18 protein-coding genes are annotated in these 22,601 nt (G+C 65.9%); 10 read left to right on the plus strand and 8 right to left on the minus strand.

Going from position 1 to position 22,601, the window contains the following annotated elements:
* Positions 1-37 precede the first annotated feature (37 nt).
* The 9 genes from ACE3UG_RS16060 to ACE3UG_RS16100 all read left to right on the plus strand — a co-directional run bounded on the left by ACE3UG_RS16060 (position 38) and on the right by ACE3UG_RS16100 (position 10,417).
* Positions 38-1,315, plus strand: a complete 1,278-nt coding sequence (locus ACE3UG_RS16060; RefSeq protein ID WP_374625618.1) for an NAD(P)/FAD-dependent oxidoreductase — start codon at positions 38-40, stop codon at positions 1,313-1,315.
* A 74-nt stretch (positions 1,316-1,389) separates the two neighbouring features.
* Complete coding sequence (locus tag ACE3UG_RS16065) at positions 1,390-3,003, plus strand: ABC transporter substrate-binding protein (RefSeq protein ID WP_374625620.1); 1,614 nt, start codon at positions 1,390-1,392, stop codon at positions 3,001-3,003.
* A 154-nt stretch (positions 3,004-3,157) separates the two neighbouring features.
* Entirely contained in the window at positions 3,158-4,114 is a 957-nt protein-coding gene (locus tag ACE3UG_RS16070; RefSeq protein ID WP_374625622.1) for an ABC transporter permease, read from the plus strand.
* Positions 4,111-5,055, plus strand: a complete 945-nt coding sequence (locus ACE3UG_RS16075) for an ABC transporter permease (RefSeq protein WP_374625624.1) — start codon at positions 4,111-4,113, stop codon at positions 5,053-5,055. The genes ACE3UG_RS16070 and ACE3UG_RS16075 overlap by 4 nt, the downstream gene beginning before the upstream one ends.
* Positions 5,052-6,938: an ABC transporter ATP-binding protein gene (locus ACE3UG_RS16080; RefSeq protein WP_374625626.1), complete on the plus strand. Its 1,887-nt coding sequence runs from the start codon at positions 5,052-5,054 to the stop codon at positions 6,936-6,938. Before ACE3UG_RS16075 ends, ACE3UG_RS16080 begins: the two co-directional genes overlap by 4 nt.
* Positions 6,935-7,324, plus strand: a complete 390-nt coding sequence (locus tag ACE3UG_RS16085; RefSeq protein WP_374625628.1) for a (2Fe-2S)-binding protein — start codon at positions 6,935-6,937, stop codon at positions 7,322-7,324. The genes ACE3UG_RS16080 and ACE3UG_RS16085 overlap by 4 nt, the downstream gene beginning before the upstream one ends.
* Positions 7,309-8,748, plus strand: coding sequence for an FAD-dependent oxidoreductase (locus ACE3UG_RS16090; protein WP_374625630.1), 1,440 nt, complete (start codon positions 7,309-7,311; stop codon positions 8,746-8,748). The genes ACE3UG_RS16085 and ACE3UG_RS16090 overlap by 16 nt, the downstream gene beginning before the upstream one ends.
* Positions 8,745-9,962: an NAD(P)/FAD-dependent oxidoreductase gene (locus tag ACE3UG_RS16095; protein WP_374625632.1), complete on the plus strand. Its 1,218-nt coding sequence runs from the start codon at positions 8,745-8,747 to the stop codon at positions 9,960-9,962. The genes ACE3UG_RS16090 and ACE3UG_RS16095 overlap by 4 nt, the downstream gene beginning before the upstream one ends.
* A 92-nt stretch (positions 9,963-10,054) precedes the next feature.
* Positions 10,055-10,417 (plus strand): helix-turn-helix transcriptional regulator, encoded by a 363-nt coding sequence (locus tag ACE3UG_RS16100; protein ID WP_374625701.1) that lies wholly within the window; start codon positions 10,055-10,057, stop codon positions 10,415-10,417.
* A 112-nt stretch (positions 10,418-10,529) separates the two neighbouring features.
* Here ACE3UG_RS16100 and ACE3UG_RS16105 read toward each other — a convergent pair whose 3' ends face one another.
* From ACE3UG_RS16105 to ACE3UG_RS16115, 3 genes are all read right to left on the minus strand, one after another.
* The gene (locus ACE3UG_RS16105) at positions 10,530-11,906 is read right to left on the minus strand and encodes an MFS transporter (protein WP_374625634.1); all 1,377 of its coding nucleotides are present in this window, start codon (positions 11,904-11,906) and stop codon (positions 10,530-10,532) included.
* A gap of 112 nt (positions 11,907-12,018) precedes the next feature.
* Positions 12,019-13,677: an AMP-binding protein gene (locus ACE3UG_RS16110; RefSeq protein ID WP_374625636.1), complete on the minus strand. Its 1,659-nt coding sequence runs from the start codon at positions 13,675-13,677 to the stop codon at positions 12,019-12,021.
* A gap of 8 nt (positions 13,678-13,685) precedes the next feature.
* Positions 13,686-15,146 carry an aldehyde dehydrogenase family protein gene (locus tag ACE3UG_RS16115; RefSeq protein WP_374625638.1) on the minus strand — a complete coding sequence of 487 codons (1,461 nt, stop codon included), beginning with the start codon at positions 15,144-15,146 and terminating at the stop codon, positions 13,686-13,688.
* A gap of 284 nt (positions 15,147-15,430) precedes the next feature.
* On the opposite strand from ACE3UG_RS16115, the gene ACE3UG_RS16120 reads away from it, so the two are divergent.
* The gene (locus ACE3UG_RS16120; RefSeq protein ID WP_374625641.1) at positions 15,431-16,195 is read left to right on the plus strand and encodes an IclR family transcriptional regulator; all 765 of its coding nucleotides are present in this window, start codon (positions 15,431-15,433) and stop codon (positions 16,193-16,195) included.
* A gap of 16 nt (positions 16,196-16,211) precedes the next feature.
* Here ACE3UG_RS16120 and ACE3UG_RS16125 read toward each other — a convergent pair whose 3' ends face one another.
* From ACE3UG_RS16125 to ACE3UG_RS16145, 5 genes are all read right to left on the minus strand, one after another.
* Complete coding sequence (locus ACE3UG_RS16125) at positions 16,212-17,549, minus strand: four-carbon acid sugar kinase family protein (RefSeq protein ID WP_374625643.1); 1,338 nt, start codon at positions 17,547-17,549, stop codon at positions 16,212-16,214.
* A 35-nt stretch (positions 17,550-17,584) separates the two neighbouring features.
* Positions 17,585-18,865, minus strand: a complete 1,281-nt coding sequence (locus ACE3UG_RS16130) for a ribulose-bisphosphate carboxylase large subunit family protein (protein ID WP_374625645.1) — start codon at positions 18,863-18,865, stop codon at positions 17,585-17,587.
* A complete protein-coding gene (locus ACE3UG_RS16135) occupies positions 18,862-19,416 on the minus strand; it encodes a VOC family protein (protein ID WP_374625647.1) in 555 nt (184 codons plus the stop codon). The genes ACE3UG_RS16130 and ACE3UG_RS16135 overlap by 4 nt, the downstream gene beginning before the upstream one ends.
* Positions 19,417-19,581: 165 nt before the next feature.
* Complete coding sequence (locus ACE3UG_RS16140; RefSeq protein WP_374625703.1) at positions 19,582-21,426, minus strand: TRAP transporter large permease subunit; 1,845 nt, start codon at positions 21,424-21,426, stop codon at positions 19,582-19,584.
* Between the two features lie 76 nt (positions 21,427-21,502).
* Positions 21,503-22,564: a TRAP transporter substrate-binding protein gene (locus tag ACE3UG_RS16145; RefSeq protein ID WP_374625649.1), complete on the minus strand. Its 1,062-nt coding sequence runs from the start codon at positions 22,562-22,564 to the stop codon at positions 21,503-21,505.
* Positions 22,565-22,601: the final 37 nt, after the last annotated feature.

A 22,601-nucleotide genomic window follows, 5' to 3' on the forward strand; every position in this document is an offset into this window, starting at 1 on the left:
TGCGCCCATCCCTACGGCCCTCGACCTGCCCCCTGACATGAAACTCGACTCGTACTGGCTCGACACCGTTGCGCGATTTACCGGCACTCAGGAAGGTCCCGTGGAGGGCCGCACCGACGTTGCCGTGATCGGCGCGGGCTTCACGGGTCTGTCCGCCGCGCTGGCGCTGGGCAAGCGCGGCGCGTCAGTGACCGTGCTCGATGCCGGGGCTGTCGGCGCGGGTGCATCGGGTCGCAACGGCGGGCACTGCAACACCGGGGTGGCGCAGGATTACGCGGCGCTCACGGCACAACTCGGCGCCGATCGCGCGCGCGCCTGTTACCGCGCCTATGCGGCGGCAGTCGACACGGTGGAACGTGTCGTCCGAGAGGAAGGCATCGACTGCGATTACAGCCGTCGCGGCAAACTGAAGCTCGCCGCCAAGCCTCACCACATGGCGCAGTTGGCAGCCACCGCCGAGTTGATCGCCCGCGACGTCGATCCCGACGTTCAACTGATCGACCGCGCCGGCATCGGTGCCGAAATAGCGTCCGAGGCCTTCCACGGCGGCCTGCTGCAACGTCACGGCGGACAGATGCACATGGGCAAGTTTGCCGTCGGTCTGGCATCGGCGGCGGTGCGCTACGGCGCTCGCATCTATGAGCATGCGCCTGTGACGCAAATTGCGCGTCAGGGCGATGGTACCTACCGGGTGAAATCGGCGCGGGGTGAGGTCGTCGCAACGCAAGTGCTCGTCGCTACCGGCCCCTCGCGTCACGGCCCGTTCGGCTGGTATCGCCGCCGCATGGCACCGATTGGCTCGTTCATCATCGTGACCGAACCGCTCGGCGCCGACACGCTCGACCGGCTCCTGCCCAACCGCAGGGCCTACGTTACCAGCCGGTTGATGCACAACTATTTCCGGACCACCCCGGATCATCGGCTCGTCCTCGGCGGGCGGGCGCGCTTCACGGCGTCGGAGCATCCGTCGGACGAGCGCAGCGGGCGAATTCTGCGCGCCAACCTCGCGGCACTGTTCCCCTCGCTCGCCCAGGCCCGTGTCGACTACTGCTGGGGCGGACTGGTCGACATCACCGCCGACAGGCTGCCTCGGGCCGGCCAGCACGACGGCATTTTTTACTCCATGGGGTACAGCGGCCACGGCACGCAGATGGCCACGCACATGGGGCAAATCATGTCCGAGGTGATGAACGGCCAAGTCGAGGCCAACCCGTGGCGCGATTTCGACTGGCCCGCGATTCCCGGGCACACCGGAAAACCTTGGTTCCTGCCGCTCGTCGGCGCGTACTTCCGCGTCAAAGACGTATTTTATTGATTCACCCGGCGCTTACCCGCCGATTGAGGCGGGCAATCCTGATCCCTCGGCAACCCCACAAGTGGAGATGTGCAATGAATTCAGATAAATCGGTCAACGGTGTCGACCTGTGCGCAGCACCGGATGAGCGCCTGGGTCAGCGTGGCGCCCAGCGCCGGGATCTGCTGCGCGCCATGGCCGCCAGCGGGCTGCTAACCCTGACGGGCACGGGTCTGCTGAGCGTGAGCGGTCAGGCCTTTGCCCAGACGCCGAAGCGCGGCGGCAAGATTCGCGTGGCCACGCAATCGGCATCGGCAGCCGATACGCTCGATCCGGCCAAGGGCGCGCTGGCGACCGACTATGTGCGGGCCAATATGTTCTACAACGGGCTGACCGAGCTCGACTCGAAGCTCGGTGCGAAACTCGCGCTGGCGCAGTCGATCGACACCACCGACGCGAAGGTCTGGGTCATCAAACTGCGCAGCGGCATTGAGTTCCACGACGGCAAGGCCCTCACGCCTGCCGACGTGACGTATTCGATCCTGCGCCACAAGGACCCGGCCACGGCGTCCAAGGCGAAGACGCTGGCCGACCAGATCAAGGACGCGAAGGCGACCGGACCGCACGAGGTGACCATCACGCTCGAAGGCCCGAACGCCGACCTGCCGGTGATTCTCGCCACGTCGCACTTCCTCATCATCAAGGACGGCACCAAGGACTTCAAGACCGCAGTGGGCACGGGCCCGTTCAAGGTGAAGGAGTTCTCACCCGGCGTGCGCACCGTCGGCGTGCGCAACGAGAAGTACTGGAAGTCGGGACAACCGTATCTCGACGAGATCGAGCTGATCGGCATCGGCGACGAATCGGCGCGCGTGAACGCTCTGCTCTCCGGCGATGTCCAGTTGATCAATGCGGTGAACCCGCGCTCGACCGAGCGTATCAAGACCACGCCGGGATACACCGTGCTCGAAACCAAGACGGGGCAATACACGGACCTCATCATGCGCGACGAGGGTGGCATCACCGGCAACGGCGATTTCCGCCGGGGCATGATGCATCTGTTCGATCGCGAGCAGATCAGGCGCACCGTGTTCCGAGGCTTCGGCGCGATCGGCAACGACCAGCCGATCGACCCGAGCAACAAGTACTATTTCGCGGGACTGCCACAACGCCCTTACGACCCGGAAAAGGCCACCTGGTACTTCAAGAAGGCCAACCTGTCCAGCGCGCCGCTGGAGGTCTACGCCAGCCCCGCCGCCGAGGGCTCCGTCGAAATGGCGATGATGCTCCAGCAGATCGGCCCGAAGGCCGGTCTGAATCTGAAGATCAACCGGGTGCCCGCCGACGGCTACTGGTCCAACCATTGGATGAAGCACCCGCTCACGTTCGGGTCGGTGAACGCCCGCCCCAGTGCCGACGTGCTGCTCACGCAATTCTTCCGCTCCGATGCACCGTGGAACGAAGCCAACTGGAAGAATCCGAAGTTCGATCAGTTGCTCGTGGCCGCACGCGGCGAGCCTGATGACACGAAACGCAAGGCGCTATATGGCGACATCCAGACGTTGATTCACCAGGATGGCGGGATCGGCATCCCCATGTTCCTCTCGTCGCTGGACGCCCACACCACCAAGCTCAAGGGGTTGGGGTCGATCCCGCTGGCCGGTCTCATGGGTTTCATGTTCGCAGAGCACGTCTGGCTCGAAGCCTGACGTTGCGGCAGGTCGCAGCACACGCCGTTGCGCGCCAACGCGCAACGGTCGCAGGAAGCAAGAAGCAGGCGATGCGCGCCGCCCGGCGTGGCGCGCATCGGTCTGACACCGTCGTCTCGTACGAACGGCGTCGAATTGACGGGAGAAGTTTCCAATGAAAGCCCAGGTGCAACGCCTTATCGCGGCACGCTTCGGCCTGGCCTTGCTGACACTGGTGCTGGTGTCGGCAATCGTATTCACGATCACGGCCCTGCTACCGGGCGATGCCGCTCAGATGGCGCTCGGCCAGGCGGCCACCCCCGAAGCCGTCACCGCACTGCGTCACCAACTCGGCCTCGATCAGCCCGCGATCACGCGCTACTTTCAGTGGCTCGTTCACATGAGTGCGGGCAACTTCGGCGAATCGATGTCGAACAATCTTCCGGTCTCGCAACTCATTGCAAGCCGCCTGCCCAACTCGCTCGTGCTGGCAGGCCTCACCACGCTGGTGTCGGTACCGCTCGCGCTGGCCATCGGCATTGCCGCCGCCATGTGGCGCGGTTCGCTGCTCGATCGTGTGCTCAATGTCCTGACACTCTCGGCGGTGGCCGTCCCGGAGTTTCTGGTTGCGACCATCGCGGTCCTGATCTTCGCTGTCAAGCTGCGCTGGCTTCCGGCACTGTCCTACCTGTCGTCCGTCAACTCGTTCGACGATCTGGCCCGTATTTATGCCATGCCCGTCATGACGCTGTGCTGCGTGATCGTCGCCCAGATGGCCCGGATGACACGCGCCGCCGTGATCGACCAGTTGAGTTCGTCGTACGTGGAGATGGCCATCCTCAAGGGCGCGTCGCCCATTCGCATCGTCTGGCGTCACGTGTTGCCGAACGCCGTGGGTCCGATCGCCAACGTCGTCGCGCTGAGCCTGTCGTATCTGTTCGGTGGCGTGGTGATCGTCGAGACGATCTTCAACTACCCGGGCCTCGCCAGCCTGCTGGTCGACGCCGTGACCAACCGCGACCTGCCGCTCGTGCAGGGCTGTGTGATGGTGTTCTGCGCGGCCTATCTTCTGCTCGTGCTGATCGCCGATCTGTGCGCAGTCGTCTCCAACCCGAGGTTGCGTCAACGATGAATCCGACTTCCCGCCCACCTGTGAGCACCGCCGAGGCCATCCCGCCCGCCATGCCCGTCGCCGTGGCCGCCGACACGCTCGCCTCACCCGGCGCTTCGCGCGCCGGTCGCTTCGCCGGCCTGCGCGAGCGCATCTCGTGGCTGGGCATGATCGGCGCGCTACTCGTGGTGTTCTGGCTGGTGATTGCCTGCATCGGCCCGTCGATCGCGCCCCATCCGGGCGGTGCCTTCACCTCGGCCGACGTCTTTGCAAGCTATAGCGCCGCCTACCCGCTCGGGACCGACTACCTCGGCCGTGACATCCTCAGCCGCATTCTGATCGGCACACGCTTTACGGTCGGCATCGCCCTGGTCGCCGCCGTGCTCGCCAGTGTGACCGGCACCTTCTTCGGCTTGTGCGCGGCGGTCGCGCCGCGGTGGGTGGACGAGGTGCTCTCGCGCCTGTTCGATGCGCTGATATCGATCCCGAGCAAAGTCCTGGCCCTGGTCGTCATCGCGGCCTTCGGCTCCGGCAACACGCTCCTGATTCTGGTCGTCGCGTTTGCCTACATCCCGGGCGCGTTCCGCATCTCGCGCTCGCTGGCGGTAAATCTCATGACGCTCGAATATGTCCAGGTCGCACGCGCTCGCGGCGAGAAGCTCCTCTACATCGCTCGCGTGGAAGTGCTGCCGAACATGATCCATCCCATGCTGGCCGACTTCGGACTGCGCTTCGTGTTCATCGTGCTCCTGCTCTCCGGCCTGTCGTTCCTCGGCCTCGGCGTGCAACCGCCGAATGCCGATTGGGGCTCGCTCGTGCGCGAGAACATCGGCGGTCTGGCCGAAGGCTCGCCGGCCGTACTCATGCCCGCCTTGGCCATCGCATCGCTGACCATCGGTGTAAACCTGCTGATCGACAATCTTCGCCGGCGCGGCGCATTCGGCAACGGAGGGGCGAAATGACCCGGCAGCACACGACAGGCACCCCGTGCCAACCCGTGATGATCGACGTGCGCGGACTGCGCGTGGTGGCCCGCAGCCGTGGTGTAACTTCGGAGATCGTGCGCGGAGTCGACTTCTCGGTGCGGCGCGGCGAAGTCCTCGCACTCATCGGTGAATCTGGGTCCGGCAAGACGACGATCGCGCTCGCATTGCTCGGGTACGCCCGAAACGGGTGCGAGATCGCGGGCGGGCAAATTCGGATCGGCGACATCGAGGTGCTCTCGCTCGACGACCGTGGCCGGCGCGCGCTGCGCGCACGCACCGTCGCGTACGTGGCGCAAAGCGCATCCGCCGGCTTCAACCCGGCGCGCACGATCATGGATCAGGTGATCGAGCCTGCCCTGCTGCACAAGACCGCCACCGCACCGCAGGCGCGCGTGAAGGCCGTGGCGCTGTTCCGGGCATTGGCGCTGCCGTCGCCGGAGCACATCGGTGAGCGCTATCCGCACCAGGTCTCGGGCGGCCAGTTGCAGCGCTTGATGGCCGCCATGGCGCTGATTACCGATCCGGCCGTGGTGGTATTCGACGAGCCGACGACCGCGCTCGACGTCACCACGCAGATCGAGGTGCTTGCCGCGTTCAAGAAGGTCGTGCGCGAATTGGGGACCACGGCGGTCTACGTGTCGCACGATCTCGCCGTTGTGGCGCAGATGGCCGACCAGATCGTCGTACTCAATGGCGGCGCCGTGCGCGAAATCGGCAGTACCGAAAAGGTACTGCGCAGCCCTGACGACGCCTACACCCGCGAGTTGCTCGCTGCACGCCGTCACGACGGTCTTCCGGGCGCGAGCGCCTCGCGCAGCGACACGCAGGCCCCGGCGCTACTCGAAATACGCGGGTTGCACGCCGGCTACGGCAATCGCGACCGGCACGGTCTGCCGGCGGTGCGCGTCCTTGACGATGTCAGTCTTCGCATTGCCAAAGGCAGTGCCCTGGGCGTGATCGGCGAGTCGGGCTCCGGCAAGACGACGTTGGCGCGCGTGGTGGCCGGCCTCGTGCCGCGCGCGCGCGGTGAGGTTTGGTTCGATGGCAAGCCGCTTCCCGATTCGTTGCGCGAGCGCAGCGCCGAGCACTATCGTCGCATTCAGATCGTGTTCCAAAACGCTGACACCGCGCTCAACCCGAGTCACACGATCGCCGACATTCTCGCGCGCCCGCTCAAGCTCTATCACGGCCTTCGCGGGAACGCCGCGAAGCAGCGAACGCTGGCGTTACTCGACCGCGTACGACTGCCGTCCACGCTGTTCGACCGAACACCAGGCGGCTTGTCCGGCGGGCAAAAGCAGCGCGTGAATCTGGCGCGTGCGCTTGCAGCAGAGCCTTCGCTGATTCTTTGCGACGAGGTCACCTCGGCGCTCGACACCGTCGTGGGTGCCGCCATCATCGATCTGCTCGCGGAACTGCGTCGGGATCTGGGCCTGTCATACATGTTCATCAGTCACGATATTTCAACGGTGCGCGCAATCTGTGACGAAGTGATGGTGCTTTACGCGGGACAGCGCGTGGAGTCCGGCGCACGCGAAGTCCTCAGCGCGCCGCCGTGGCATCCCTACACACGGCTCCTCGTCGAGTCCGTGCCGGCGTTGCGCCAGGGCTGGCTCGACGAACGCCGTGCCTGTGTCACGAATGCGCTCCCCCCCTTGGGGCCGAGCACCGAGGTGGCGGAACTGTGCGCGTTCCGCAGCCGCTGCCCGGTGCGCATCGACGGCAAGTGCAATGTCACCCCGCCGTCGCTCAAAACGCTCGATAACGGTGCCGCCATCCTCTGTCATCACGCGAGCGCCGATCTCGACAAGTTGCAGGCCACGCAATCCCCCCCGTGCGAACCGGAGTTGAGCGTATGACCCTGCCGCCAGCCGATGCGCGAGAACTTCCGAGCGCACGTTTCGTTCGCGTCGCCGAAACCGGGCGCGTGCGCGTGCCGTTGCACGTCGACGCCCTTCCTGTGCTCGCCTATGAAGGCGACACGCTCATGGTCGCCATCCTCACGACACAGGGCGGCCTTCGGGACGCCGAATTCGGCACCGAGCGCCGCGCCGGCTTCTGTGTCATGGGTGCTTGCCAGGACTGTTGGGTCTGGACACGCACCGGAGAAAGGCTGCGCGCGTGCACCACACCTGTCGCTGCAGGCATGGACATCGTCACCCGACTGACGCGCCGTGGCGACGACGAGGCCGCGCCGATGCAGGCATCGACCGGCGGCGAGGAGGCCATATGGCCGCTCGCGTGATCGTCATCGGCGCCGGGCCGGCCGGGGTTCGTGCGGCGCAAGCGCTGGTCGAGGCGGGCCTGCGGCCGCTCGTGATCGATGAAGGACGTCGCGATGGCGGACAAATATACCGCCGCCAGCCCGATGGCTTTCGCCGCACCTACGCCGCGCTTTACGGCACCGAAGCGGCACGCGCGCAGCACCTGCACAATTGCTTCGACGCGCTGCGTGCTCACATCGACTATCTGCCGGAAACGCTCGTATGGAATATCCGCGGTGGCGTCGTGCACCTGACCAATGCGCAAGGCGCAAGCAGCTTAGCGTTCGACGCGCTGCTGGTATGTACCGGTGCCACCGACCGGCTCATGCCGGTGCCCGGCTGGCAATATGCCGGCACGTACAGTCTCGGCGGCGCACAGGTCGCGCTCAAGTCACAGGGCTGCGTCATCGGTTCGCAAACGGTCATGCTCGGCACCGGGCCGCTGCTGTATCTGCTCGCCGCCCAATACGTGAAGGCCGGTGTGAAACCCGCGGCGGTGCTCGACACCTCTCCCGCGCATGCGCGGTTTCGCGCATTGCCGCAATTGCTCGCCAAACCGGCAGTGCTGCTCAAGGGGGCCGCGTTGCTGCACACGCTGCGCACGGCGGGCGTACCGATACATCGCGGCGTCACGCCCATACGCATCGACGGCGATGACGAACTGGGCGTGCGCGGCGTGCATGTGAAACTGGCCGACGACTCGGCACTGGCGGTGCCCGCCGACGCCGTCGCGATGGGCTTTCACCTGCGCCCCGAGACGCAGATCGCGGATCTGGCCGGGTGTGCCTTCACCTTCGACGACGCTGCGGCGCAGTGGCTGCCTGCGATCGACGAGAACGGTCGCAGTAGTGTGCCCGGCATCTATCTTGCCGGCGACGGGGCGCGCGTACGCGGGGCCGATGCCGCCGAGTGCGCAGGGCGGCTTGCTGCACTGGCAGCGCTGCGCGAGCTGGGTATCCCGCCAAGGCACGACGATTCGCACCGCCTGCGCGCGAGGCTTGCGCGCCTGTCGCGTTTTGCATCTGGGTTGCGTACCGCGTTTCCGTGGCCTGCGCATCATGCACGGCAATTGCCCGATACGGCGGTGGTCTGCCGCTGCGAGGGGATCACAGCGGGGGAGCTGCGCCGCGTGTGTACCGAACAGGGCGCCATGGAGGCCAATCGGGCGAAAGCTTTTTCGCGCGTCGGCATGGGACGGTGCCAGGGACGATTCTGTGCGCATGCGGGGACGGAAGTGATGGCCGCCGCGCTGGGGGTCCCGCTTGCCGCCGTTGGCCGATTGCGCGGCCAGGCGCCGGTCAAGCCGCTGGCCGTCGCGCTCGACGCAGCGGCGCAGGCGAAGGACACCGAGGCGACGCGAGACGCCGCGGCAAGTGCAACGCCTTACGGCACGGAGCTTGTATGAACACGCATGCTTCGCACAAAACCCACGCCGATGTCATCATCGTCGGTGGCGGCATCATGGGCTGCAGTACGGCCTTTTTCCTGCGCAAGCGGGGCCTGTCCGTGGTGCTGCTCGAGCGCAACATGACCGGACAGCAGGCCAGCGGCACCAACTTCGGCGGCGTACGTCGGCAGGGCCGGGCGCTGCCACAATTGGCGATGTCCAATCGGTCGCTACGGATATGGCGAGCCTCGCGCGAACTGCTCGGCAGCGATATCGAATTTCTTCCGTCCGGCCACACGCGCGTGGCCTACCACGCGCACGACGCCGAGTATTTCAGCGAATACGCTCGGCAGGCGCGCGACTATGGGCTGGACCTCGAGGTGTTGCAAGGTGCCGCCATGCGCCGCCGCTTTCCGTTTCTCGGTCCGGACGTACTCGCCGCCTCGATCTCGCCGCTCGACGGTCATGCCAACCCGCGTCTGGCCGCGCCTGCCTTTGCGCGCGCGGCGGCCGCATTGGGGGCCGACATCCGGGAGAACGCGCCGGTGCGCAGGGTCGAGCGAACCGCGACAGGATTTCGCGTCGAAACGCTCGACGGCGAGTCGTTGCTGGCAGAACGCCTCGCGATCTGCGCGGGCGCATGGTCCCAGGCACTGGCGGCGCAGTTCGGTGAAGCCGCGCCGCTGACGGTGCGCGGACCGCAAATGGCAGTCACCGAGCCGGTGCCGTATGTCTTTCGCTCGTCAATGGGCGTTTATACATCGATCAAGGAAGAGAGCATCTACTTCAGGCAAATCCCTCGCGGCAATCTGATTCTGGGGGGTGGCCCGCCGGGACCGGCCGACGCGGCGACATCGCGCGCCGCCGTGCTGCCGGAGAACACGCTCGCTCAGTTGCGGCAATTCCGGCGACTGGTGCCGGGCGTCGCACCACTGCATATCATTCGCGTCTGGAGCGGTGTGGAGAGCTATATGCCTGACGGTGAGCCCATCATCGGCAGGAGCGGCACGACCGATGGTCTCTATTATGCGTTTGGCTTCAGCGGCGCCGGTTTCCAAATCGGACCCGGCGTGGGCGAGACGATGGCGGAGTTGATCGCCACCGGCCGGTCGGAAATCGATCTTCAACCGTTCAGCATTGAGCGCTTCAATCTCGCCGGGACGCCTGCGCCGACACCGGCCCAGCGTTCGCCGCAAGGCGCCCCGCCCTCCCCCACGGCAGCCCAGTCATGAACACGACCGCCCCTGTGGGCTCATCGCGTGGCACGCCTGCGGCTGTGCGCCAAGGCGCCCCGACGGGCACGCTCGACGATGCACGCGCCTACATGGAATCGCATTTCGACGAAGCGCTCTCCGTGCCGCAGTTGGCACAAATGTGCGCGTTGTCGGTCTCGCGTTTCGCCACGGCATTTAGGCAGCGATTTGGAGAAGCGCCGCATCGCTACTTGTGCGGTGTGCGCGTCGCGGCGGCGCAGCGGCTCTTGCTCGCGGGCGTTCCCGGCTCGCATGTCGCGACCGACGTCGGATTCTTCGATCAGAGTCATCTGGCGCGCCACTTCAAGCGAATCTGCGGCGAGACCCCGAGTGAGTTCGTCGATCGCCATCGGCGTCCGGCCCGGCGTGCGCCCTGCGCGGACCGCCGTGCGGACCAGGGCGCCCGGGCAGCATGGGCAACCAATGTCCGGTGACGTAGCGTGCGAGCGTCTTCGCACTGTCTTCGCATGCGCCAACGCGAGCACGTTGCCGGCACGCGATGCGTATGCCCGCCGGATCGGCGGGCATACCCGTGTGCGGACGCGCCTACCGGCGCCAACGCAAGGGCCTGCGCAGCGGATGTCGCTGCGGTCCGGCCCCTGCCCACGCCGGCGTGGCCTCGACCATGGCACCGGCAGCCTCGCGCTGCGCGTCCGCCTCGTCTTTCTCGACGGTCTTGCTCGTGTCGATGAACAGCGCAGCGATTACCCCCACCCCAAGCAACCCCGCCGAGATGGCGAACGGCACGTTGTAGCTGCCGGTCGTCTCGATGAGATAACCGAATGCGACCGGCGAGATCATGCCGGCAAGACCGAACCCCGTGTTCATCATGCCGCCCGCCGTGCCGGCGTACTTGCCGGCGATATCGAGCGGCAATGTCCATAGCACCGGGTTGGTGATCTCGAGGAAGAAGAACGACGACGAGAGCAGAAATACGGCCACCATCGGATCGGACACCCTCGTCATGGGCAACAGGAAAGCAAGCGAGCCGCCCATGCCGACCACCATCACCGAGACGCGCGCAAAGCGCAGTCGGCCCGTCATCTTGTAGAGCTTGTCCGAGACCACGCCGCCGAGCGTGTCGCCAACGACGCCCGCCAATAGCGGCAGCGAAGTGAACAATGCGAGTTGCTTGAGATCGAAGCCTTGCGATTCACGCAGATACGACGGCATCCACGTCAGGTACACCCACAGCAGCCAGCCGTAGCAGAAGTCGACGAACGTCACGAGCCACATGCGGCGAATGAGCTTGCGCCACGGCGTCGACGCCTTTTTCGCGCGCTCGCAATCGCCCGGCCGGTAACCGATCTCGGCCGTCTCCTCGGGTGTGATGCGGCGGTGCTGCTCCGGCGTGTTGGTAAACACCTTCATGTACAGCAGCGTCCAGGCAAGACTCACCGCACCCAGAACGATGAACGCCTCACGCCAGCCGAAGGCCACGACAATCGCCAGAACCACGGGCGGCGTGATCGCGCCGCCCAGGCGCGCGAAGCTGTGGGTGATGCCCTGCGCAAAGCCGCGTTCGCCGACCGGCATCCAGTAGGTGAAGGCGCGCGTGGCCGTCGGAAACGCCCCGCCCTCGCCCACCCCCAGCACGAAGCGCAACGCCACCAACGTCACGATGCTGCCGGCAAATCCGGTGGCAAGGGTGGCGGCGCCCCAGATCAGCGAGAGCACGGTCAGCACCAACTTCGGCCCGTAGCGATCGGCGAGCCAGCCGCCGAAGATCTGCATCGCGGCGTACGGATACGCAAAGGCCGAAAACACAAGACCGAGTTGCACCGTCGTCAGCCCCATCTCCTGTCGGATGAACGGGCCGGCGACGGCGATGTTGACACGATCGATGTACGAGATGAAATACATCAGGCACATGACCGCCAATATGATGTGGCGCGTCTTCACGCGACCGGTGTGCTTGTCCATGTTGTCTCCTATGTATTTACGTCACACGCGTCTTGCGCATGCGATCGTGTCCTGCACGGTGAAGCGAAATGCCCTTGCGGGCCGTGGGCCGTGACCCGCTAGCCGCTAGCCGCTAGCCTGTCAGCAGCTTGAGGCGTTGCACCTTGCCCGACGGGCCACGAGGCAAGTCGCTCACGAAGCGAAACTCCTTCGGCGTCTTGTAGCGCCCGAGGGTCTGGAGGCAGTGCGCGCGCAGCGCCGCTGCGTCCGGCGGCGCGCAGTCGCCGCCGTTGGCGCCATTGTCATGCTCACGCACCACGACGAACGCCACGATGTCTTGTCCATAAGCCGGATCGGGCACGCCTACCGCAGCCGCCTCCAGTACGCCCGGATGGCGTAGCAAGGCTTCGTCGATTTCGCGCGGCGCGATGTTCTCGCCCCCCTTGATGATCAACTCTTTCGCACGGCCGGTGATGTAGAAGTACCCGTCGCTGTCGCAGTAGCCGAGATCGCCAGTGCGAAGCCAGCCGTCGGCCGTGAACGTAGCCGCAGTCTCGTCGGGGCGCTTGTAGTACCCGTGCATGACCTGTGCGCCGCGCAACACCAGTTCGCCGGTCTCACCCGACGCGGCGCGCGTGCCATCGCGCCGGACGACCCTCGCTTCGCCGCCCGACGGCAGGCCAATGCTGCCGATGCGCCGCCGGGCCGCATCGAACGGGTTGCTGAACATCGGTGCCGCCGTCTCCGTCATGCCCATCGTCTCGATGATGCCGATGCCGAAGCGGGCCTCGAAGGCGCGATGGTGATCGGCAGGCAGCGCCGCCGACGCGCTACGGCAGAAGCGCAGCGCCGCCAGGGCCGCCGGCGCCGGCACCTCGCCGTCGAGCAGATACGCGACGATGGTCGGTACGACATTGATCCATGTGCAATGCGTTGTCATGACGTCGCGCCAGAACGTGCGTGCCGAAAAGCGCGGGGCCATCACGACCGATCCTCCGTGGAAAAGCGGTGCGAGCAGCGTAACGACGAGTCCGTTGATGTGGTAGAGCGGCAGCGATGCAAGCACCCGGTCGTCCGGCGTCAGGCAATGCGCGGCGCTGATGAAGCCCGCGTTGGCCAGCAGGTTCCGATGCGTGAGCATGACCCCTTTCGGCACACCGGTCGTGCCCGACGTGTACATGAGCAGCGCCACGTCGCGCATCTCGGACGGCACGGGTGTGCCGGGTCCTCCCAGCGCTGGAATCTCCGGCAACGCCGTCGCCTCCGCTGCGGTGCAGACCACCGCCACCGGCCGCGTCATGCCTTGCGCGCGCGCCGTGTCGACGGCTTGCGCGAGCGCTGGCTGCATCGCCTCGGACACGAAGATCAGCCGCGTATCCGAGTGCTCGACGATGTACTGCAACTGCGAAGGCTGGCACAGCAGGTTGATGGGATTGACGATGAGACCGCTGTACATCGAGGCGAGAATCACGCGCGCCGTTTGCAGGCCGTTGCCCATGCACACGGACACGATGTCCCCTGGACACAGCCCGGCCTCGGCAAACCGCTGTGCGAGCGCGCGGCAGTCGTCGCGCAAGTCGCTGAAGGTGAGCGTGGGAGTGTCGTGCCCGCGATGGTCCGTGGCGCGCACACCCTGCACTTCGGCGCCCGATTCGATGGCCTCGCGCGTCGTGAGCAGGTAAGGCTTGTCGCCCAACGCAGCCGCCTGCGCATCGATCAGGTCGCGAAGCGTGCGCGCAGGCATCGTCAGGGGGGCGGGCGTCGCGACGTCGGCGATCAGGACGGATGTCATGGGCGCATTCATCGTCCGAACCTCTCGAAATAGTCCCCCAGAAAATCGTCGACGTCCGGCACGGTGCCCGCGATGGGGAAGGCCACCCGCGTCACGTTCAGATACTGACGAAAGCCGAGGTTATCGGTGAAATTGTTCTTCCCCCAGGTCCCGCACCCCATCGACAGGGAGAACGGCAGACCGTTGTCGAAATTTCCACCGGTCGCAAAGCAATGCGCCTGATTGACGATCACGCGCGCGACCGGCAATGTCTCGGCCAGCGTCACTGCCTGCGCCGGGTCAGTACCATGCAGGCCGACCGAATGGCCCGCGCCCATATAGGCATAAATGCGCTCGACGAGCGACGCCGCGTCGGCGAAGTCGCTCGCGCGATAGACACAGAGGACGGGCGAGAGCTTTTCACCCGAGAACGGGTGGTCTGCCCCCACGCCCGACTCCTCGACCATCAGAAACGCCGGTCGCAGTGCCGCCACGTCGTCAAGTCCGGCCAGTTGCGCGATCACATCGGCCGACTTCGCCGTGCATTGGCCGGCCAGCTTGCCATCCACCCACATGACCGCCTCGAGCGCCCGCTTCTGGTGGGCATCGAGCAGCACGCCTCCCACCGCACGCAGCGCGTCGATCATGGCGTCGTAGACGCGGCTCTCGATGACAACACTGTTCTCGGACGAACAACTCGTTGCGTTATCGAAGGTCTTGGAGCGCGCGATCTTGACGGCGGCGTCGGTCAGGTCGGCACTCTGCGTCACGATGGACGCCACGTTGCCCGCCCCGACACCGAACGCCGGGGTACCGCTCGTGTAGGCCATCCGCACATTCGCCTGAGAGCCGGTGGCGACGATCAGGTCCGCCTGACGCATCAGCGCGGCCGTCCCGGCCTTCGTGACCGGCTCGGGCAGCATCTGCACGAGATCCGGCGACAGGCCCGCCTTGAGGAACTCGGCATGAATGAACCGGAGCAGCAAGGCACACGCCGAATGCCCCTTGGGCGACGGTGCGACGATCACGGCATTGCCGCACTTGAGCGCGTTGACGATCTTGTTCGCGGGGGTGGCGGCCGGGTTTGTGGATGGCGTGATGGCCGCGACGACGCCGACCGGACGCGCGATCTCGACGATCCCCTTCGCCGGATCTTGCGCGATGACACCGTGGGTCTTGCGCCCATGCAGGTCGCGCAGCAAGCCGAGCGTCTTGCGGAAGTTCTTCTGGATCTTGTCGTCGACGTTCCCGAGTCCGGTCGCGCGGACCGCCAGTTCGGCCAATTGGCGGTTGCGCGACGGCTCCATGATCGCCCATGCCGCCGCGCTGGCCGCCGTGTCGAACGCCTGTTGGCCCGCCCGCTCGAAATCGCGCTGCGCCGCCCGCGCCCGGGCGACGAGTGTCGCGACCTGCGCGTCGACATCGTGTGCAGACGCTTGCGCCTGCATATCGACCGGTGAGATGACGGCGCCGAAAGCCCGTGAATTCATGTGATGTCTCCTGAGGCGCAAAGCGCCGGTTTTCGCTTGGGGTTGTGTCATCAATCTAGCTAACCGGGTTGCGTTGCAGGTCTCAAATTCCCGGACAAACCGGACACATCGAGGGGGTGTACAGGTCGTCTCGATATTCGGGACCGATGAAGTCCGCAAAAGTAATGAAAACGATGCAAAATCGCGTTAAACAGCGCCGACGATCCCGATCGATCGAGCGCGTGGCGAGTCGAGACAAGTTGCCGCGGCGCATGACCGCGGCGGACATCGCGTCAGGAGGCGACATGACGGCATCGAATCAATCGAACGCGGCCGCGGTGCGGGCGTTTCGCGTGCTCGAGACGCTGGCGGTGGCGGGCGGCCCACTCTCGATGACGGACCTCGTCAACGCGCTGGGCCTGCCGAAGCAGACGGTGCATCGCATCCTCACCCAGCTCAAGGACGCCTGGCTCATCACGCGCAGCGCCAACGACCGCCGCTACGAGTGCTCGCCACGGGTGCGCGCGCTGGCCATCAACGTATTGATGCAAACGGGCGTCGCCGCAGCGCGGCACGGCTTGCTCGAACAATTGGTCGCGCGCATCGGCGAGACATGCAACCTCACGATGCTCTCGGGCAACGATGTGATCTATGTGGACCGCGTCGAGACGGAGTGGCCGCTGCGCATGCACTTGCAGCCCGGTTCGCACGTGCCGATGCACTGCTCGGCCAGCGGCAAGCTGCTACTGAGTTTTTTGCCGAAGGAACGGCGTGATCGCCTGATCGAAACTCTCCCGTTGCGCAGATTCTCCGAGCAAACCTATACCGATCGGGGGGCGTTTCGCGCCGAACTCGAGCGCACACGGCGGCGCAAGATGGGCATCAGCAATCAGGAACACTTGCAGGGACTGATCGCGATTGCGGTGCCGGTCATGCTCAATCGCAATCGCGCCTGCGCAGCCATCGCGGTGCAGGCGCCCATCGGACGCCTCACGCTCGACGACCTGCTCGCGTTCGAACCGGAGTTGCGCTTCGCCGCCGAGGAAACGGCAAGAACGTTCAAGAACTAAGCGACGCAGCCTGGTGCTACGTCCCGTGCACCAGCCGCTCGAAGAGATCGACCCCGCCCATCTGCCCGCCCTTGAGCAGAATCTCCATGCCGTCGAGCGCCGGCACGTCGCTGCGAAGCCGGCACAGAGGTGCGCCCGGCGACACCCTCCCTGCGTAGTCGAGTCCCCAGGCATCGAGCGCGCGCACCCCGTGGCTCGATGTGTCGCCACCGGCAATCGCCATGCGTGCGACGGGGACTTCGTCCAGCACCTGTCTGAGCAGACGTCCGCCCGCCTGCGCCAATGCCAGGGCAGGCACTGCCGGACCCTGCGTCGCCGGGCCGTTCGACGGAACGGTACAGGCCAGTGTGTGGCGTCCGGCGCGAAGGTGCCTGGCCAGTTCGCCGGCCGCCCGGGCGCAGTAACGCCCGTTCGGCTCGATCAGTCTTGCGGCGTCGAGCCGAACGACCTCGAATGACGCCGCAGCCGCCACCTGCGCCGCAGTCACCGGCGAGAGACTACCCGCCAGAACCAACACCGGACCCTTCGCCGCCGGTACCTGCTCGCGCGGCACATCGCCGCGCCGCGACATCGCGCTCGCCAGCGCCTGCGTCACGCTGCTCGGCCCCACAACCAGCAACGGCGCGCGCCCCGCGTCATCCCAGAGCTGCGCGCCGATCTGCGGCAAATCGGCTTGCCTCGCCACGTCCCAGAGCACATTGACCGCGCCCTCGGCGCGAAGCGCTTCGACGCGTGCGGACACTGCACTCGGCGATGGTTCAACGCCACCGTCCGTCCCCGCCGACGACGCATAGCAGGTCCACGGGACAAGGCCGATGTCGCCCAGGCCCTGCTGCGCCAGATGCCGCCGAAGATCGGCTTCGTGCATCGGCGTCACCGGGTGACGGCGCATTGTGGGATGCCGGTCGATGCGAAAGATCTCACCGCCCGCGCCCGCCGCAGCAAACAGATTGCCGAAAAGGCAATAGCGTCCGAGATTCGGTTGTCCACCGACAATGGCGACTTGCGCGCCCGGCATCGACGGCGACAACATTCGAATCGCCTCGCCAATGCTGCCCACCTCCGGCGCGCTATCGAACGTCGAGCAGGTCTTGTAGTGCAGCACGCTCGGCTGCAATCGTCGCGCCAGTTCCGCTATCGGGGTCAGTTCCTCGCGCATGCGCGCCGGCGCGAGCGAGCGCGACACGCCTGCGATGCCCAGACAGTCGAGAGCTCCGAGGGTGGCAAGACGCGCTGCGTCAGGTGGCGCGAACAGCAGGACGCTGCGCAATCCGGCACTTGCCGCGCTCGCCAATGTGTCCGTAGCGCCGGTGAAGTCATCGCCGTAGTAAAGCACTTGCGGGCGATGCGTCATATCCGTTCGAGATTCGATAGGCATGGCCGCGACGCTCAATGTCCGAAGAAACGCAATGCGGCCGCCAGTGCGGGCGCTTCGCGAGACGCCTCCTCGAGCGACCGTCCGGCGCGCACCGCCTGCCAGGCGTCGCGCAGACTCTGTACGCCCGCCGCAGGGCCGTCCGGATGCGCCAGAATGCCCCCGCCGGCCATGAAGAGCAGATCGTCGCGGCCTACGGCGCGCCAGGTTGCAGGCACGGTGCCAGCCCACTGGCCCGACGAGAATGCCGGCATCACGCAATCGGCGGCTGCGCCGCTTTGCCCCGCATCGAACGCCAGCGGCGCGTAGCAGTCGTGCGCCGATTCGATGACCTCTTCATCGGATTGCGCGAATTTTCCTTGCAAGCCGTGAACATGCATGTGATCGACACCTGCGAGTCGCCAAAGCGTCTGGTATGCCTGGAAGCCAATGCCCAGCATCGGCTCGCGCGACATTGCACCGTAACCATTCCGATGCGCGTGGATCGCAAGGTCGGTGTGTCGATGCAGCGTCTGCACTGCGGAGAACCCGCACCAGTTCAGACTGACCATGACGCAATTGCCGCCTTCGCGCGCGACCAGGTCGGCATGGCGTCGCATCGCGTCGGTTTCGTCCGTGATGTTGAACGCGACCATGACCTGTTTGCCGGTGCGCGCGCGATGCTCGCGTACGGCGGCCATCACTGCGGGCACGCGCTGCGCCAGCGGCGCATGCACGGGGTTCGCGCAGACTTCGTCATCCTTGATGAAATCGACACCTGCGGCGCACAGCCGCTCGACCAGCGCCGCCGTCTCGCTCGCGCGCATGCCGACATTCGGCTTGAGGATCGTGCCGACCAAGGCGCCTTCGCGCACCCCCGTGGCCGCACGCGTGCCCGCGATACCGTAGCGAGGAAATGCGAACTGCTGGCGGTAGTGCGACGGCAGCGCAATGCGCTCGAGGCGGAGTCCGGTCACCTCGCCGAGGTCGAACAGGTTGCCAGCGAGCGTGGCCGCAAGCGTCGGCAGATTCGCGCCGACGTTATCGCAGGGAAACGCAATCCGCACCCGGGCACGGTGCCATGGGCCGTTCACGCCCTTACGCTCGAGGAAGGCATTCGGCAACGACGGCCGCGCGGCGTCGCCCAGGCGTTCGACCGCTTCGACGACGGCGCGCGCTCGCGCGCGCAGCGCGTCGGTCTCGCCCGCGACGCGGGTGAACGTGCCGCAGGACTGCTCGCCGGCCATGACTTCGGCCACCTTGCACGGATCGAGCGGCGTCTCGATCAGATACGTGGCTGACAGCATCGCGCTCATAGTGTCGTGAGATCCGGAAAGGCCCGCACGGGATCGGTGCCGTCCCATGCGGCGGCGGCCTCGCGAATCATCTTGAAGAGCTTGCCCTTCGGGCCCGCGACTTCGGACAGTTCGATCGTCGTGCCGGGATGACACCCGGGATCGTCGCTGCGGTCTTCGAAATAGACGAAGCGACCGTTCTCGCCTACCTCGCCGCTCATGCACACGTCGAACCCGGCGGCGCGCGCTCGCGCCAGATCTTCGTCGAAGTGTTCGGTCCAGTAGGCGACGTGCTGTGCCCCGCTGCGCCCAGCGGCGAGGAAGTCACGATACATCGAAGGTACGTCGTTGCGGATCTGCAGCAATTCGATCTGCAGGTTCCCCGCGTTCGCCAGCGCCACGGCGTTATGCGGCTCGAAGCGCTGACCGCGATACAGGTAGTTGCGGATCGGGACCTTGGGGTTGTAGTACCACGGCCCCACACCGAGCACGTTCGACCAATAGGTCATTGCCGCCTCGATATCGGGCACGAGGTATGCCACCTGGCGAATCTCGCCGAAGAATCTGCTCATGGGTTTTCCTGTTGTTGTCTGGTGCGCTGGGCACGGCCGTGCGGCGTCATTCGGGTCATGCGCGTCATGCTTGTCGGGGCGGCGTCGCGTGCCGCGCTCGCCTGTGGTGGTGATGAGTGCGCGCGTATTGCTGTCCTTGCCGCTTCGAGAGGCGCGTCCGGGTCGTCAGCGAAGGAAGCCGACCGAGATCCAGGGAATCGCCGCCACGCAGATCAAGCCGACGATAAGCGCCGCGAGATAGCCCCAGATCGCGCGCATGCCCTTTGCAGGATCGACTTTGCCGATGGCGCACGCCGCGTAGTACCCCACCCCGAACGGCGGCGCGAACAGGCCCAATCCCATCGAGAGGACCACGATCATGGCGTAATGCACCTCGTGCACGCCGACGGCGCGTGCGATCGGGAACATCAACGGCCCGAACAGGACGATGGCAGGTATGCCTTCGAGCACGCTGCCAAGCACGATGAATGCGGCAATCGAAACGACGATGAAGCCGGCGGCACCGCCGGGCACACGCTCCATCGCAGCGGCGAAGTCCTGCGCGAAGCCCGATTGCGTCAGCCCCCACGCCATGCCCGTCGCAGCGCCGATGATGAAGATGATCGCCCCCGACAGGGCTGCAGTCTCGATCAGCATCGGCAACAAGCGCCGTGTATCGAACCTGCGGTAGAGGAACAGACCGGCCAACACCGAATACGCGATCCCGATGGTCGACACTTCGGTCGCTGTCGCAATGCCTTCGACGACCGCCGCACGAATCACGAATGGCAGCGCGACCGCCGGTAATGCGTACATGAATGCGCGCAGCACCTCGCCTTTCGTCGCCTTCTTCACACCGGACAGGTCCTCGTGGCGATAACGCCACCACACCACGCTGCACAGCGCGACACCGAGGACCACGCCGGGCAACAAGCCGCCCGTGAACAGCGCTGAAATCGATACCCCGGTCACCGATCCGATGGTGATGAGCACGATCGATGGTGGAATGGTCTCGGTCTGCGCACCGGTCGTCGCCAGCAACGCCACGAGATCGCCCGGGTCGGCGCCCCGCTGCTTCATCTCGGGAAACAGCACAGGCGCGATAGCCGCCATATCGGCAGCCTTGGAGCCCGAGATCCCCGAGACCAGGTACATGCCGCCGATGAGCACATAGCTCAAGCCGCCGCGCACATGGCCGAGCAGGCTCGCGAGAAACTGCACCATCGCGCGCGCCATGCCTGTCATCTCGATCAGCAGCCCGAGGAAGACAAACAGCGGCACGGCGAGCAGGATCAGGTGCGACATGCCTTCGTCCATGCGCCCCACGAGCACGACCAGTGGCGTGCGCGTGGTCAGCGCCAGAAAGCCGAACGTGGCCAGGGCGAACGAGAACGCGATCGGTACCCCGGCGAACACGCACGCACCGACAACGCCCGCGAAGAAGATGACCAGATTCCAGCGCCCAAGCGGTTCGAGCACAGGCCCGAGCAACCAGAAGCCGACGCACACGGCCGCCACCAGCCCACCGGCCTGGATGACACGCCTGACTGGCGCAATGCGTAGCAGTCGAAACACGCTCACCACAAGCATGAGCCCCACGCCGACCGGCAACGCGGCAGCGCGCCAGGCGTTGCTGATCTCCATCGCGGGCGTGATCACGAACGCCTCCTCCGACGCATACTCGTAGGCCGGATGCGCGATCAGCACGAGGAACGCGAGGGCAGCGGCAATCGCGAGTACGTCCAGGAACGCCCGTGTGGAAGCAGACGCCTTGCCGACGAAGGCCGTCATGCGCATATGCTCGCCGCGCCGCAGCGCGACCACGGCACCGAGCATCGACATCCAGAGAAACAGGATGCCTGCCAGCTCGTCTCCCCAGACCAACGGCGCATGGAACACGTAGCGCGCGATCACACCGGCGAGCATGACGACGATGTCTGCGAGCACCAGCAATGCCGCCGGAATCTCAGTGAGCCAGCCCAACGCGCGGTCGAGTCCGCCGACGAACGCGCGCCAGCCATGCGCCGGCATGTCGGCGGCCCCACTCGCCGGCAATGGGTCCCCGGCGGATACGCCGTGCGAGGAATGCGCAGGACGGGGGTTCATGTCATGCCACCTTGCCGGCCGTCGCTTCGAGGAGCGCCCATGCTTCGGGTCCGAACTTCTTCTTCCACTCGGCGTAGTAGCCCGATTGTTGCAACTGCGTGCGGAAGGTCTCGGGCGCCGCGGCATTGAACGCGAGTCCCTTGCTCGATAGCTCGTTCTGCAGACCCGTGTTGAGCTTGTAGACGTCTTCACGCTGCTGCAGGGCCGCCTCGTTGAACGCGCGTGCGACGATGACCTTGAGGTCGTCCGGCAGTGCACGCCACGAACGGCCGTTCACGACAAGGTGATAGCCGTCCCAACTATGGTTCGTGATCGAGCAGAACTTCTGCACTTCGTAGAGCTTCGCCGTCTCCACGATGGCGAGCGGGTTCTCCTGTGCGTCGACGACGCGCGTCTGGAGTGCCGAGTAGACCTCGCTGAATTGAAGGCTGGTCGGCGACGCCTGCAACGACTTGAACAGCGAAATGCCCATCGGGCTCACGGGCACGCGAATCTTCATCCCCGCGAGGTCGGCCGCCTTCGCGATCGGCTTGTTGCCGCTCGTGATCTGACGGAAGCCGTTGTCCCACATCTTCTCGAAGGTATAGAGCCCCGTCTTCGCGAAGGCGTCGCGAATGGTGTTGCCAAGCTTGCCGTCGACCGCCTGCCATACCTGGTCGTAGCGGGAGAACGCAAAGCCGACTGCGGTAATCGCGCTGATCGGCGCGAGCGTTGCGATAACCATCGTGCCGGCATTGAAAATGTCGATGCCGCCATTGCGCACCTGCGCGAGCATGTCGGTGTCGCCGCCGAGCTGATTGTTCGGGAAGATGCGCAACGCCATGCGCCCCTTGCTCTCGGTGGCGATGCGCGCGGCGACCTCCTGTGCCCGAACGTTGAGCGGATGACTGACCGGCAGGTTGTTGCCGTACTTGAACACGTATTCCGGCGTCGCGGCACGCGCCGTGCGCGGCAGCAATCCGGTCACGCCGGTCACGCTGGCGACGCCCGCGACACCCAGTGCAGGCAAGGCAGAAAGCGCGCGCAAAACGTTGCGTCGGCCCTGAGAAGTTGAGTTGGTCATCCGCATGTCTCCTGATATTGTGGTTATTGCACAAGCG

The organism is Pandoraea sp., assembly GCF_041919235.1.
Lineage (GTDB): Bacteria > Pseudomonadota > Gammaproteobacteria > Burkholderiales > Burkholderiaceae > Pandoraea.

What these genes read in the sequence shown, in the direction of transcription:
- ACE3UG_RS16060 (WP_374625618.1), top strand. Translation starts at nt 38, where the DNA reads ATGAAACTCGACTCGTACTGGCTCGACACCGTTGCGCGATTTACCGGC.
- ACE3UG_RS16065 (WP_374625620.1), top strand. Translation starts at nt 1,390, where the DNA reads ATGAATTCAGATAAATCGGTCAACGGTGTCGACCTGTGCGCAGCACCG.
- ACE3UG_RS16070 (WP_374625622.1), top strand. Translation starts at nt 3,158, where the DNA reads ATGAAAGCCCAGGTGCAACGCCTTATCGCGGCACGCTTCGGCCTGGCC.
- ACE3UG_RS16075 (WP_374625624.1), top strand. Translation starts at nt 4,111, where the DNA reads ATGAATCCGACTTCCCGCCCACCTGTGAGCACCGCCGAGGCCATCCCG.
- ACE3UG_RS16080 (WP_374625626.1), top strand. Translation starts at nt 5,052, where the DNA reads ATGACCCGGCAGCACACGACAGGCACCCCGTGCCAACCCGTGATGATC.
- ACE3UG_RS16085 (WP_374625628.1), top strand. Translation starts at nt 6,935, where the DNA reads ATGACCCTGCCGCCAGCCGATGCGCGAGAACTTCCGAGCGCACGTTTC.
- ACE3UG_RS16090 (WP_374625630.1), top strand. Translation starts at nt 7,309, where the DNA reads ATGGCCGCTCGCGTGATCGTCATCGGCGCCGGGCCGGCCGGGGTTCGT.
- ACE3UG_RS16095 (WP_374625632.1), top strand. Translation starts at nt 8,745, where the DNA reads ATGAACACGCATGCTTCGCACAAAACCCACGCCGATGTCATCATCGTC.
- ACE3UG_RS16100 (WP_374625701.1), top strand. Translation starts at nt 10,055, where the DNA reads ATGGAATCGCATTTCGACGAAGCGCTCTCCGTGCCGCAGTTGGCACAA.
- ACE3UG_RS16105 (WP_374625634.1), bottom strand. Translation starts at nt 11,906, where the DNA reads ATGGACAAGCACACCGGTCGCGTGAAGACGCGCCACATCATATTGGCG.
- ACE3UG_RS16110 (WP_374625636.1), bottom strand. Translation starts at nt 13,677, where the DNA reads ATGACATCCGTCCTGATCGCCGACGTCGCGACGCCCGCCCCCCTGACG.
- ACE3UG_RS16115 (WP_374625638.1), bottom strand. Translation starts at nt 15,146, where the DNA reads ATGAATTCACGGGCTTTCGGCGCCGTCATCTCACCGGTCGATATGCAG.
- ACE3UG_RS16120 (WP_374625641.1), top strand. Translation starts at nt 15,431, where the DNA reads ATGACGGCATCGAATCAATCGAACGCGGCCGCGGTGCGGGCGTTTCGC.
- ACE3UG_RS16125 (WP_374625643.1), bottom strand. Translation starts at nt 17,549, where the DNA reads ATGACGCATCGCCCGCAAGTGCTTTACTACGGCGATGACTTCACCGGC.
- ACE3UG_RS16130 (WP_374625645.1), bottom strand. Translation starts at nt 18,865, where the DNA reads ATGAGCGCGATGCTGTCAGCCACGTATCTGATCGAGACGCCGCTCGAT.
- ACE3UG_RS16135 (WP_374625647.1), bottom strand. Translation starts at nt 19,416, where the DNA reads ATGAGCAGATTCTTCGGCGAGATTCGCCAGGTGGCATACCTCGTGCCC.
- ACE3UG_RS16140 (WP_374625703.1), bottom strand. Translation starts at nt 21,426, where the DNA reads ATGCCGGCGCATGGCTGGCGCGCGTTCGTCGGCGGACTCGACCGCGCG.
- ACE3UG_RS16145 (WP_374625649.1), bottom strand. Translation starts at nt 22,564, where the DNA reads ATGACCAACTCAACTTCTCAGGGCCGACGCAACGTTTTGCGCGCGCTT.